This window comes from Mucilaginibacter sp. 21P (assembly GCF_019331605.1).
GTDB classification, from domain to species: Bacteria; Bacteroidota; Bacteroidia; order Sphingobacteriales; family Sphingobacteriaceae; genus Mucilaginibacter; species Mucilaginibacter achroorhodeus.
Map to the genome: position 1 here is coordinate 1454159 of NZ_CP063061.1, position 13608 is coordinate 1467766.

At 44.0% G+C, this 13608-nt stretch carries 12 protein-coding genes; 4 read left to right on the forward strand and 8 right to left on the reverse strand.

Going from position 1 to position 13608, the window contains the following annotated elements; genetic code table 11:
- Positions 1-93 precede the first annotated feature (93 nt).
- From INP83_RS06450 to INP83_RS06460, 3 genes are all read left to right on the forward strand, one after another.
- Positions 94-2448: a TonB-dependent receptor gene (locus INP83_RS06450; RefSeq protein WP_219126755.1), complete on the forward strand. Its 2355-nt coding sequence runs from the start codon at positions 94-96 to the stop codon at positions 2446-2448.
- Between the two features lie 116 nt (positions 2449-2564).
- Positions 2565-3344 carry a phosphatase PAP2 family protein gene (locus INP83_RS06455; RefSeq protein WP_219126756.1) on the forward strand — a complete coding sequence of 260 codons (780 nt, stop codon included), beginning with the start codon at positions 2565-2567 and terminating at the stop codon, positions 3342-3344.
- A gap of 87 nt (positions 3345-3431) precedes the next feature.
- A complete protein-coding gene (locus tag INP83_RS06460; protein WP_255563266.1) occupies positions 3432-5759 on the forward strand; it encodes a S9 family peptidase in 2328 nt (775 codons plus the stop codon).
- Between the two features lie 70 nt (positions 5760-5829).
- Here the strand turns inward: INP83_RS06460 and INP83_RS06465 are convergent, their stop codons facing one another.
- The 6 genes from INP83_RS06465 to INP83_RS06490 all read right to left on the reverse strand — a co-directional run bounded on the left by INP83_RS06465 (position 5830) and on the right by INP83_RS06490 (position 10863).
- Positions 5830-6234: a heme-binding protein gene (locus tag INP83_RS06465; RefSeq protein WP_146268965.1), complete on the reverse strand. Its 405-nt coding sequence runs from the start codon at positions 6232-6234 to the stop codon at positions 5830-5832.
- On the reverse strand, positions 6231-6755 hold the full coding sequence (locus INP83_RS06470) for a hypothetical protein (RefSeq protein ID WP_219126757.1): 525 nt from the start codon (positions 6753-6755) through the stop codon (positions 6231-6233). The genes INP83_RS06465 and INP83_RS06470 overlap by 4 nt, the downstream gene beginning before the upstream one ends.
- Before the next feature lie 11 nt (positions 6756-6766).
- Entirely contained in the window at positions 6767-7693 is a 927-nt protein-coding gene (locus INP83_RS06475) for a TIGR01777 family oxidoreductase (RefSeq protein ID WP_219126758.1), read from the reverse strand.
- A gap of 10 nt (positions 7694-7703) precedes the next feature.
- Entirely contained in the window at positions 7704-8519 is an 816-nt protein-coding gene (locus INP83_RS06480) for a DUF393 domain-containing protein (RefSeq protein WP_219126759.1), read from the reverse strand.
- 82 nt (positions 8520-8601) lie between these two features.
- Positions 8602-9108: a GbsR/MarR family transcriptional regulator gene (locus tag INP83_RS06485; RefSeq protein WP_146268962.1), complete on the reverse strand. Its 507-nt coding sequence runs from the start codon at positions 9106-9108 to the stop codon at positions 8602-8604.
- A gap of 243 nt (positions 9109-9351) precedes the next feature.
- Positions 9352-10863 carry a cryptochrome/photolyase family protein gene (locus tag INP83_RS06490; RefSeq protein WP_219126760.1) on the reverse strand — a complete coding sequence of 504 codons (1512 nt, stop codon included), beginning with the start codon at positions 10861-10863 and terminating at the stop codon, positions 9352-9354.
- A gap of 248 nt (positions 10864-11111) precedes the next feature.
- Between INP83_RS06490 and INP83_RS06495 the strand changes: the two genes are divergently transcribed.
- Entirely contained in the window at positions 11112-11555 is a 444-nt protein-coding gene (locus tag INP83_RS06495) for a hypothetical protein (RefSeq protein ID WP_219126761.1), read from the forward strand.
- Positions 11556-11578: 23 nt separating this feature from the next.
- Here the strand turns inward: INP83_RS06495 and INP83_RS06500 are convergent, their stop codons facing one another.
- Together INP83_RS06500 and INP83_RS06505 are read right to left on the reverse strand one after the other, a co-directional pair.
- On the reverse strand, positions 11579-12724 hold the full coding sequence (locus INP83_RS06500; protein WP_219126762.1) for a glycoside hydrolase family 130 protein: 1146 nt from the start codon (positions 12722-12724) through the stop codon (positions 11579-11581).
- 98 nt (positions 12725-12822) lie between these two features.
- Entirely contained in the window at positions 12823-13419 is a 597-nt protein-coding gene (locus INP83_RS06505; protein ID WP_146268958.1) for a dihydrofolate reductase family protein, read from the reverse strand.
- Between the last annotated feature and the right edge of the window lie 189 nt (positions 13420-13608).

Below are 13608 nucleotides of genomic sequence, written 5' to 3' on the forward strand. Positions count from 1 at the left end.
GTTGATGTTATTTAGATTAATTAAAAATAACTATTGACAATGATGTCTTTTTGGTGTTTCTTTGCCGCTGTTTAGAATCATTCAAAATAAGGCATGAAGAAATTTTTATCCCTCCTGATTACCATAATTACTATTTCGGGCGCTTTCGCTCAATCACAGCACGGCAGCGTGAGCGGTGTTGTTACCGCAACAGATGGCAGCCCCGTTGCTTACGTATCCGTAGCTTTAAAAGGCACATCATACGGCGCATCAACTACAGATAAAGGCCATTTTCGTATAGGCCGCATTAATCCCGGTACTTACACCGTTGTAGTTAGTGCTGTTAACATGGCATCGCAAGAGAAAGATGTTACTATAATAGCCGGCCAAAATGCAACGGTAAATTTTATGCTCGACCTAAATACTTCACAATTGAAAGAAGTAATGGTTAACGCACGTACCAACAGCGTTAAAATGGATAACCCATCACAATCTTTACGTCTGCAGGAGCCATTGCTTCAGGTACCGCAAAACATACAGGTGGTATCGGCACAGTCATTAAAAGAGCAGCAGATCATCAGCATGAGCGATGGTATTGTGCGCAATGTAAGTGGTGCGTTCAGGTTAGAGCACTGGGGCGATCTTTATGCCAACATAAACATGCGTGGTTCGCAGGTACAGGCATTCAGGAACGGTTTCAATATCGTTACTTCTTTCTGGGGACCCTTAACTGAAGATATGAGTTTTGTTGACCATATAGAATTTGTTAAAGGCCCGGCGGGTTTTATGCTCTCAAGCGGCGATCCGAGTGGTTTGTACAACGTGGTAACTAAAAAGCCAACCGGCCAAACCAAAGGCGAGTTTAGCTACACAACCGGCAGCTACAACCTTAACCGGGCAACACTTGACCTGGATGGCAAACTGAGTAAAGACGGTAAACTGTTGTACCGCCTAAACTTGTCAGGCCAAAACAAAGGCTCGTTCCGTGCTAACGAGTTTAATAACCGTTATGTGATTGCGCCGGTAGTGTCATACCATGTTGATGATAAGACCAAACTTACGGCCGAGTATGTTTACCAGCGTGCAAATATGTCAAATGTTGGTTCTTACTATGTATTCAGTCCTAACGGTTATGCGCAATACCCACAAAGTTTTACCGCTTTACCGTCTGGTTTGCCGCCAACCAATATCAATGATCATAGCGTAACGCTGAACATGCAAACCCAGTTAAGCGACAACTGGAAACTTACCGCACAGGCGGCTTATTATAACTACGGGCAAAATGGTTCATCTATGTGGGCTGATAGTGTTGGCCGCGATGGCAGGTACATCCGCAGCATTGGTATCTGGGATGCAAAAAGCACCATGTCTTTAGGTCAGGTTTTCCTGAATGGTAAAGTTAATACCGGCTCAGTTGTACATAAGATATTAGGTGGCGTTGACCTGGGGAACAAGGTTTACAATGCCGATTATAACCAATCGCACCCGCTTGATACCAAGGATCAAATGTTTGATCCGCTGAACCCTAACCTGGGCGTGCCGCCAAATGGTTACCCGGTGTTTGACAGAAGCACCAACCTGGAAGCGCGTGCCGCTGCAGGCTTTGGCTATATCGCAAGTACTTACAGCAGCCTGTATGTGCAGGATGAGTTAGGCTTTTTTGAGAATAAATTACGCTTAACTTTAGCAGGCCGTTACACCTACATCAAAATCTCTAACTACGGCGGTCCCGAGCCAACTGCCAAGCACTTCACGCCGCGTTTAGGTTTAAGCGTGTCAGTAGACGAGCGTACCGCTTTATACGGATTGTATGACCAAGCCTTTACGCCTCAAGTTGGCAGGTTAGCTGTTGGCAGCGTTAAACCGCTTACTGGTAATAATATCGAATTTGGTGTTAAAAGAGACTGGGCCGATGGTAAATGGAATACCACTTTAGCTGTGTACAGGATATTGAAAAACAACGAGCTAACTGCTGATCCTAATGCGGATCCCAATGCCGGATTAAGTGTTGTATTAGGCCAGAAACGCGCGCAGGGTGTTGAGTTTGATGTACGTGGCGAGATTGCACCTGGGTTTGATGTAACCGCTAACTACGCTTACACCGATTCAAAAGTTACAAGGTCTGTAGTAACGGGTGTTACCGTTCCATCTTTCGCTAAGCATACTGCAAATGCGTGGTTAACTTATAAACTACAAGGTGGTGCATTAAGAGGTACCGGTGTTGCAGGCGGGTTTACCTTCCTGGGCGACCGTTCAACAGATGCACCTGCGCCACTTAAAATGGACAACTATTTTAAACTGGATGGCGGTTTATTTTGGGAAGGGAACAAGATGCGCATCTCGGCAAACGCATTTAATATCTTAAACAAATATTTATACAGCGGTTCTTATTATGCCTTCTTGCAATCATATTACTACCAGGCAGAAGCGCCGCGTAACTACCGTTTATCTATCAATTACAAATTTTAAGCGTCCCTGCTATCTACCTACAAATAGAAAAGACCGGCTTTCTCAAAAAAAGCCGGTTTTTTTTGTTTAACAATTTGGGTAATATTTTGTTAATATTGGCTTAACACAAAACTATAGTGAAGAAAATTTTATTCACCTTACTGATATTAAGCTCTTTAAGCGTGCAAGCGCAGGTGAAGGATACCACTAAGGTCGATTCATCAAGCTTGCTGGCCTTGCCGGACACCGTACGAAAATTACGCAGTTCGCTACCTGCTTACATCCCGCCGGCGGTTTTTATCACTTATGGGGTATTATCTTTCCCGGTAAAGGCTATCCGTAACCTGGATCATAGCATCTATAACGATCTTATCCAGGACGTGCCAAATTTCAATTATCATATAGAGAATTATTTTCAATACGCGCCGATAGTGATGGTTTATGGTTTAAACTTAGCAGGCATACATGGTAAGAATACTTTTATCGACCGTACCATACTCATTGGTATGTCTGAGGGGATAATGGCGCTGACTACCTTCAGCATTAAAAAATTCTCGCATCGCTTACGTCCCGATGGTTCTAACTATTATTCCTTTCCATCAGGCCATACCGGTAATGCTTTTGCCGCTGCCGAGTTTATGGCGCAGGAGTACAGCGAAAAATCAATATGGTACGGTATTGCAGGTTATTCGTTTGCAACAGCCACAGCCATCTTGCGCGTTTACAACCGCGACCACTGGTTCAGCGATATTATTGCCGGTGCCGGCTTTGGTATTATTTCAACCAAGTTAGCTTATCTCATCTACCCGCTTTTCCGCAATAAGTTGTTTCATGATAAACACTCTGATAAAACAAGCATCATTATGCCATCGTACTCCAACGGTATAGCAGGTTTCTCGTTTGTTAAACAGCTCTAATAAGTGTAACAATCATTATACGCTGCTTAAGCTGTAAAGCACAAGATTTTGCTTTATTTTGTTCTGTTTAAACTAACTGACTAAACAATGAACAAATATTTACTTACGGCTGCTGCAGTTGTTTTTGGCTTAAGTGCGGCTGCACAGCAGGGCGGGGCGCTTACTGCTAAAGATTATGAGCACGCGGAGAGCTTTCTGGCTTATAACACTATGCCGCTTGTTTACAGGGCCAATGTAATGCCTAACTGGCTGCACAACGGTAAATTCTGGTACCGCGTTACTACACCTAACGGCGCTGAGTTTTACCTCGTTGATCCTGCGAAGAAAACTCGCAGTAAAGCCTTTGACGAAACAAAGCTGGCGACGGCGTTATCTTCTGCCGCTGGCACAACTTATAGTGCGGATAAACTGCCGTTCATGAGTATTGGCTACACTGCCGATGATAAATACGTAACTTTTAATGCCGACGGAAAGGGATGGAAATACGACCCGCAAGCTAACCAGGTAACGGCCGATAATTCCACAACAGAAGCCGTGAAGCCTGCACGCTTAACCGGCAGGGCGGCCCGTGGTGGTGGTAATGAGGTTTTATCTCCGGATGGTAAAAAGGCTGTATTTATCAAAGATTATAATCTGTGGGTGCGTGATGTAGCTAATAATTCCACTACACAACTAACTACCGATGGCGTTAAAGATTTTGGCTACGCTACCGATAATGCAGGCTGGACGCACAGCGATCGCCCGATAGTTTCATGGTCGCCGGATTCTAAAAAGGTAGCAACCTTCCAACAGGACCAGCGCAAATCAAGCGATATGTATTTGGTAACTACCAATGTGGGTAGGCCTACCTTGAAAGCCTGGAAGTATCCTTTGCCGGGTGATAAGGACATCACCATGATACAACGCGTTATAGTTGATGTAGAGAATCCTAAAGTTGTACGCTTCAATATTGCGCCAGATCCTCACCGCGCTACCTTAAGCGATGATATTGCCAGCAGCGGCAGCTTGGATGATGCTGATTGGAAACCAGACGGAACCGAGTTTGCTTTTGTTTCCACATCACGGGATCACAAGAATGAAAAGTTCCGCATTGCTAATGCACAAACGGGCGTTGTGCGCGATGTATTCGAGGAGACTGTAAAAACACAATACGAATCTGGCTGGGGGGCCATCAACTGGCGGTATTTACCTGCATCAAAAGAGATCATCTGGTTCTCTGAACGCGATAACTGGGGGCACCTTTACTTATATGATGCTACCACCGGTAAGTTAAAGAACCAGATAACCAAAGGCAACTGGATAGTAACTAAGCTGCTTAAGGTTGATGAAAAAAATCGAATGCTTTATTTTATGGCAGACGGCCGCGAACCAGGCAATCCTTATTTTGCGCATTTGTACAAAATAGGGTTTAATGGCAAAGGCTTAACGCTGCTTACGCCGGAGGCCGGTAACCACGTGATAAGCTTTTCTCCGAATGAGCAATACTTTGTGGATACTTACTCACAGCCCGATGTACCACAGGTAAGCGTTGTGCGCGATCTGAACGGTAAATTGATCAGCAATTTAGAGAAAGCAGATATCTCACAACTTGTTGCAACCGGCTGGAAAGCGCCGATACCTGTAAAAGTAAAAGCGCATGACGGCACTACTGATATTTACGGCTTGGTTTTTACGCCAACTAAAATGGATGCAGGTAAAAAATATCCTGTGATAGATTACATCTACCCTGGTCCGCAGGGGGGCAGTATTGGCAACTGGTCTTTCGGGCCATCGCGTAATGATAACCAGGCACTTGCCGAATTAGGGTTTATTGTGGTGGCTATCGAGGGTACCAGCAATCCGCTGCGTTCAAAAAGTTTCCATGATATGAGCTATGGCAACATGGCCGAAAATACACTGCCGGACCAGATCACGGCTATCAAACAATTAGCTGCGAAATACCCTATCGACACTACCAAAGTGGGTATATGGGGCCACTCGGGTGGTGGTTTTGCTACAGCAACAGCCATGTTCCGTTACCCTGATTTCTTTAAGGTAGGTATATCAGAATCGGGCAACCATGACAACCGCAACTACGAGGATGATTGGGGCGAACGCTACGACGGTTTGGTTGAAAACTCCGACTATGACGCTCAAGCAAACCAAAATTGGGCTAAGAACCTTAAAGGTAAACTAATGCTGGTACATGGTATGATGGATGACAACGTACCACCCTACAATACTCTGTTAGTGGTAGAAGCACTGGAGAAAGCCAACAAAAGTTTCGACCTTGTGATTTTCCCTAACAGTGCACATGGCTACGGGGCTTACTCGCCCTACATGATGCGCCGCCGCTGGGATTACTTTGTAGAGAACCTGTTAGGCCTTAAACCGCCTTACGATTACCAGATGGGTAAACGAACAGTAGGGCGATAAATAGTTCTCAGGCCTTGCAAATTTTTGCAAGGCCTGAGAACTATATCTGCAAGGATTTTATGTTAGTTGTTTAAAAATTTGATGACTCGTTAGCAGCAGAAGCTACTTCATGATCTTGTTCTACAGTGCCGCCTGATACACCTATGGCTCCAATGATTTTACCGTCGCTATTTTTTAATACAACGCCACCGGGAAAGCTTATTAATCCACCGTTAGAGTGTTCGATGTTATAAAGCGGGCCGCCCGGTTGCGATAATTTACCTATCTCGCCGGAGTTCATGTCAAAGTAACGTGCCGTTTTAGCTTTCTTTATGGCGATATCAATCGATCCAAGCCATGCGTTATCCATACGGTGAAATGAAACCAGGTTGGCCCCTTCATCAACAATGGCGATGTTCATAGCTACACCAATTTCTGTAGCTTTAATTTTTGCTGTATTCGAAAGTTTCTCTGCTTGCGCTAATGTGATACTCATAATTCTTGGTTTGAAAGTTTAACAGGCGTTGCGTAAGGTTGTTTTGTCCTATCTAATTGTTTTAAGTATATACGCACCTTTAACAACGGTATCAAACAAATTACCCCGAATGAGCAATCTATCAGTCGCCAGAAAAAAGGGATATGCCTGATGCTGCCGGCAATAAAAGCCAGCGGAAAAATGGCTATACTGGCAATTATGCCAAATTGAATTATCCAGATGTTCTTCACCGGATCACGCAGCGGACCGATAAAAAGTACCGCCAACAGCAGGTGAGCAAATGCCAGCCAATCAGTTCCATAAGATAAATACGGATATGCAGCGTTTGTAGCTTTAACTGCATTGTAAACGGTATTTAGCCAGTGTTGCGCATGGGCAGACATAAAGCCCGAGTTGGTGCTAAGCCAGGCCAGTTCTGTTTCGATAGGGAAGGCCGTGATGCCGTTTAAGGCCAGGCCAATAATGATCATCCATATCAATAGCTTAATACGTTTTTGTAATTGTTTCCGGTTGGTTGGCATGATAGATCAGGTTAAGATTTGATGCTCAGCAGATCATGGATGGCATGGGCAGCTTCGGGGTATTGGAATTGGTAGCCGCTATCTAAAAGTAGTTTCGGGTAAACCCATCTGCTTTTAAGCACCAGTTCCGTTTCGGTACCTATAAGGGCAGCGCCGATCTCCAAGAGCCATTTGGGAGAAGGCAATCCAACCGGGATGCCGTAAGTATCGCGAATAATGCGCATCACTTCGGTATTGGGCAGTGCGTTTGGTGATGTTACGTTAACAGAACCATTAATTTCCGGATGATCGTAAGTCCACTCCGTAATGGCGGCTACATCCTGTTCGTGTACCCAGGTTACGTATTGGCGGCCATCGCCTTGCTTACCGCCGAGGCCAAATTTAACAAGGTTGCAAAGCGCCGGGAAAGCACCGCCATTTCGGCTCAACACAATACCTAAGCGCAACGCAACTTTGCGCGTTTTGGGCGTTTGTTGCTCAAAGAAAGTTTGCTCCCACTGCTTGCAAACGTCTATTGAAAAGCCATAACCGATCTCCCCGGTTTCTTCATTTTGCGGACGGTCTTCTGCATGGCGGTAAATAGTTGCTGATGCGGCATTGAGCCAAAGCGCAGGTGGATTTTCTGATCTGGCTATAACTTCACCCAGCAAACGGGTAGGTACCAACCTTGAACTTAGTATCTCTGCTTTATTCTTATCGGTGTAGCGGCAGTTTACGTTTTTACCACACAGGTTAATGAGTATATCTGACCCGTCCAGTTCCTTTATCCAATCTCCGGCCGTTTTAGCATCCCAAACGACGGTACGGATGTTACCTTGAGGGGCTTTAGGCTTGCGGCTCAGTATCACTATCTCATTCGCCTTATCGCTGTAATATTCGGCCAGTTTAGTGCCAAGGCTGCCGGCACCTCCTGCTAATATGATCTTGTTGAATTTCATGATGATAAGTTTAAATATACAAAATAGCACCCAGCACTGCCGCACGGTAAACCGCCCAGGTAATGGTTAACCACCAGCCAATGCCCATTATTTTGCTTCTGCGGATGTGTTCAAGGAACATAAGGCCTGCTACGAGCAGAAAGTAAAGGGTATAGAATAACGGATGCATGCCAATAGCACTGCTAAATAGCACCACAGGCAACAGCAACAGGCTACCACCAAAAGAGATGGTCATCATGTTACCTAAATATTCCCAGCGTTTTTTATTGAACAACAGGCTGATAAAAATACCCTGGAACAAGATCTGGCCGCCGCAAATCAGGTATTCACGGTAGGCGCTGCCAATTGGTACCATCCCTTGCAATAAGGTTGCGTAGTTGGTAAGTATTGCAGCTGTAATAAACCAGGTGAAAAGCAGGTAAGCTATGCGGTAGCGGAGTTTAAAAGTAGGCTGATAAATATAATTCTCGGTATTTGCAGGGATAATTACCCTGCGGTTGTAAGATATAAAAGCATATACCTTACTCATTAGCCAAACAAAGGGTGTAAAATTAAATAGCCCTTTAAATACCGGCCACCTATTACCCAACACTCTGAATAAGCTTTTTATACCATAAGTAACCTCGCCGGTTTGCCGGTTCACTAATGCAATTTCATCTGCTGCGCGCTGACGGTTAACCAGCGGACAAGCATCTGGTGCCAATTCCTGGTAGGGTGCCCTGCCGGCAGCATCAAGCATCCCGGTTTTTACAAATGCTTTAGTGTAGATTTTGCACATAGGGCATTCAGCATCGTAAAGTATAGTGTAATTGCCAAGTGTTTTCATGATGGATAGGTTTATAGATGTTATTATTTATATGTTTCGTATTTTCAGTAAATATTGAAATGTAGTAAGCAAAAAAAATGTCCTATTTGAACATTTTAAAAATCGACCCCCAAAACCAGCTTTCATCTGCTTTAAGCATGGTATCAAGCATACGGTCAACGTTTTTAGACATTTTGTTGATGTCTGTCATAGATTTATTGAATGTTTTAAAGTCAGGGTCGTTCTTATCGCCTTTTACCTGTACCAGTTCTTCCAGGGTTTTTAAAACCGGCTCCAATTCGCGCTTGCGGCGCTCTTTTGCAACCTGGCGGGCAATGTTCCAAATGTCTTTATCTGCGTAAAAGTACTCCTTGCGTTCGCCAGGCTTCAATTGCTTTTCTACCAGGCCCCAGCTCATCAGATCACGCAGGGTCATGTTGGCATTACCGCGAGATATACTAAGTTCCTCCATCACCTGTTCGGTAGTTAAAGCATCTGGTGTTACCAGCAGCAGTGCATGTACCTGGGCCATGGTGCGGTTAATACCCCATTCTGAGCCTAACTTGCCCCATGTTTCTATAAATTTTTGCTTTGCTTCTGGTAATTGCATGTACAAATGTAAATACTTTTTTTTAAACTTTCAAAAGTTTTTGAAAGTTTATTTTTAATCACCTTATATTCGTCAACCAGTGTGTCATTCTGAGCGAGAGCGAAGAATCTATTATTCATCATCCGTACTGGCGATAGATGCTTCCCTACGTTCAGCATGACAGGTTGTTTTAAGGTATTTTAACCCTCTTTGCTGCTTGCAGCAGAGAGGGTCAACGAGCGAAGCAAAGTCGGGGTGAGTAAACTATTCGCGCTGCTTATCTAATCGCTTCAAAAACTCCTCTGCATTATGCAAATGGCGTTTCTTTTTAGCCTCATCCATTTTATCGAAGGATCTTACCAGCATACCCAGTCGCGGGTTTTGGGTGAAAAACTTGCGGTGCTTGTGCATAAAACGCCAGAACAGGCCGTCCCAGGTTTCCTGCCAGTCGCCTTTGGGCCAGTTACCCATCTTCATGAGGTAGTTGCTGCCGCTAATGTAAGGTTTGGTCATCATCAATCCGCCATCGGCAAATTGTGTCATACCATAGGTATTGGGTACCATTACCCAGTCGTAAGCATCTATATACATTTCCATAAACCAGCGGTACACATCATCCGGGTCAAACTCACATAAGAGCATAAAGTTTCCCATGATCATTAAGCGCTCAATGTGGTGGCTATACCCGGTGTGCAGCACGCGCTTTATCACAATATCAACAGGTAAAATTCCGGTTTCGCCCGTCCAGAACGTCTTTGGAATACGGCGTTTAAAACCCCAGTAATTTTTAGTGCGCTGTTTTACACCTTCGCGCTCATAAACCAGATGAATAAATTCGCGCCAGCCCATAACCTGTCTTATAAAACCCTCAAGCGAGTTTAAAGGTATGTCATTCTCGGCTGCATAATCCAGGGTTTTATCTATTACCTCCTGCGGGTCAAGCAAGCCGGTATTGATGAGCGGCGACAGAATAGAGTGATATAAAAAAGTTTCGCCGATGACCATCGCATCCTCGTAAACCCCGAATTTTTGAAAGCGGTTTTTCAAAAAATCCTTAAGCCAAAGTTGCGCTTGCTGATGGGTTACCGGATAAAAGCCACCGATGTTTCCAAAAGGCGAGCGGGTATCGCCGTAGTTATCAGGGTAATGTTTTTCTACCCATGTTATGGCGTCCTTTACATATTTATTCTCCGTAGGAGGGTTTAGCATGGGTACTATCTCATTCTTCGGGAATTTTTGCCGGTTCTCAACATCATAGGTCCATTTTCCGCCAAGCGGCTTGTCTTTGCCCTCTAACAATATGTTACGCTGTTTACGTTGGGCGGTGTAAAAATCCGTCTGGAAATAAGTTTTACGGCCGTCAAAGTAATCGGCCACTTCTTCGGCGCTGTTCAGGAAGTTCGGGCTATCGTATTTCTTTATGCCGACATTTTGTTTTTCGCAGGCTGATACAATGCGTTTTCCCAACCAATCATCTGCAACGTGGGCGTAATGGATGTTATCCACGCCTTGTTTAACCAAATGGGGGACGAGTTTGCGGATATCGCAAAGCTTATCCGTTGCCTCAATGTAAGTTACATTAATGCCCTGCTCTTTTAGAAAATCGGCATAGTATTGCATCGATGCCCGATGCAGCACCAGCTTTTTCTTGTGAAAATTATATTGATTGAAGAACAGACCTTCCTCGATCAGATAAACAGGACGACCTGCACCAACTGCCGGGTGTTTCTTAAATAACTGATGAGGAAAAATAAGGGTAACTGCCGATGGACGCATGCATAAGCAACATGGCGAAAGCTGAAATGGTTTGGCTAACTCTTAATCTTGCAGAGGTTGAAATTCGGGTAATCTATATGATAAGCAAGTCATAGCTATCGCATAATCCTCAACTTTTAATCATTGAGAAATCAGATTAATAACATTGGTTAAAATTTTAACAATCAGCCGCAAAAGAGACGAAAACTTAGAGCTATAGGGAATGCTTTTTGTAAAATTGTGTCCCCTACTAATTTAACCTGTTCTAAATGAAACTAATTAAACAAGTACCTTATCCAGGGACTACTTTTAAAAAGTACATTATTAGTACTGTGGTGTTTTTGCGTGCTGTTGTGTTTGATGTTAATGCTCAACAGGGTTGCCTTTTTAACGGTGCGGTTTACACCACTTACAACAGGTATATATTTATTTTCGTTGATCTTTCGTACTATTCCAATCCAATTTCCGCCAGTTGTCCTGTCCCTTCTACACCAGCCAACACGTATTTGTACACCTTTAATCCATCTGGTTCTTGTTCAGCAGGGTCGGGACCTTCCTTTTTTCCCAATGTAGGGACTTTAGTAAGTTATCAGATGAGGCAATGTCCTTTAGACGATTTTTTGCCTTTACTGTTTTCAGGAATCGCTTTTATAGGTATTTGGAAAATGAGGTATCGTTATCCTGTGTATCAAAAAAGCAAATCAAGCATCTAATCCAGACTGGTGTTATAACTGCCTTAATTTATCGGATCGGCTTTTGCGGGCTTGGTAGGATCATAAACCGCTACGCAGACCCTCGAATCAGCAGCACCGTAGTACAGGAACCATTTCTTTTTAAAATAAGCCATACCTTCCAGGAACACCGTACCTGCCGGGTATTGTCCGCTTTTTTCAAATGAGGCCATTGGGCGCATAAACGGCACATCCAATCGGGTGATAAATTTTAGCGGGTCATTCTTATCAAATAAGCCTTGCCCGGCGCAGTAGCTGTTCGGCGTAAAACGCTTGTCGCCATCATTGCCTGCTTTGTTTTTGCCGTTGTAAAGCAACACAATTCCTTTATCAGTTATGATGGCCGGCGGGCCGCATTCGGTCAACTCGCTATCAAAGTAGCCTTTACGGGGCGAGAATAGTTCAGTTAAATTACCATCAGGGTTAACAACCGGTGTCCAGTCTACCAGGTTGGTTGATGTTGCAGCATAAACGTGTAATTCGCCCCAGTACATCCAGTATTTGCCTTTTACTTTGGCTACAACTTGTTTACCATTAACAATTTTGGTAAGAATGGACGCTGATTTATGCGGGATGTTCAAGAACCTTCCCTCGTAAGCATCTTCAAAAATCGGCCCGTGTTTGATCCAGTGTTTAAGATCTTTTGATGTAGCTACACCAAGGCGCGGCACATCACGGTTCCACTGTGTATAGAAAACCACGTAGGTGCCGTTAGCGGTAACAGCAACGCGCGGGTCTTCGCAGCCACCCGGCCATTCGTATTTTTTCTGGCTATCGTTATCCGGGTAGAACACCGGCGTTTTATCACGCTTAAAATGTAAACCATCTTTACTTATTGCGTAACCTAACCTTGAGGTGCGGTAACCTATACCAACCCCCGATTTATCTTCAGAGCGGTAAAGCACTACAATGTTACCCTTGTAAACCGCGGCGCCGGGATTAAAGGTGTCGTTAGATTCCCAGCCCACATATTTTTTAAGTAAGGGATCCAGGAAGCGCGTTGTGCTATCAGGTGAGATGATAGGGTTTAGTGTAGTTTCGCGCTCAAAGCCTCCTAATGCCCATGCGGGTAACCGGTTCACTTCCTGCGCTAATGCGCTGCCTGTTAAAAGACATAATAGGACTAAGCTTTTAATGAAGATGTTTCTCATATTGGTTTATTGGCGATAAACAAATATATACATCTCTATCTATCAAAGTAAAAAAGCCGCTAAAAGCGGCTGATTAATTCTCAAGCGATACGGAAAAACTATTCCGGGCTTACGGAGCCGGTCTTAACTTCACCACTTTTTTTGTAGTTGGTAACAATAACCCCCTTTGGTGTTATATGGCTTTCAACCAGTTCAAATTCTTTAGGCATGGCATCGTTACCAAAAAGCTTTTTGCCATTACCCAGGATGATGGGGTAGATGTTTAGCCAAAACTCGTCGATCAGATCGTTTTTCAATAGCAGTTTAACCAATTCGCTGCTGCCCCATATTTTAAGGTCGCGACCTTCGGAGTTTTTAAGTTGCCTGATATCATCAACTGTTTTCAGAAAATGCGAATTTTCCCAGGCAGATTCGGTAAGCGTGTTAGAGAAGGCATATTTATTCACCTCCATAATGCCCGGCCAATACTGCGCGTTCTTTGGCCAATATCCTGCAAAAATGTCGAAGGTTTTGCGGCCCAGCAGCAGATCGGCAGGTTCTAATTGTTTCTGCATTGCTTTTCCCAATTCCTCATCGCCATATGGAGCTGTCCAGCCGCCAAATTTAAAATCGTTTGAAGTATCTTCTTCGGGGCCGCCCGGGCCTTGTATTACGCCATCTAATGTGATAAACGATAATAAGATTATTTTTCTCATGTGATCGATCTCCTTGTTTTAGTTGTTTTGATAAGTCAAATCTCGGGATAAATATATAAGCCGGCGAGGTGTGAAAATGACGAATGATAGGGCTGTTTGCGACTTTTAGATTTTAACAATATATACAAGCTGATCGGAGTAATAAAATTTATTTTTTAGTTGTTAAAACGATTTAGCAAATTTTATTTA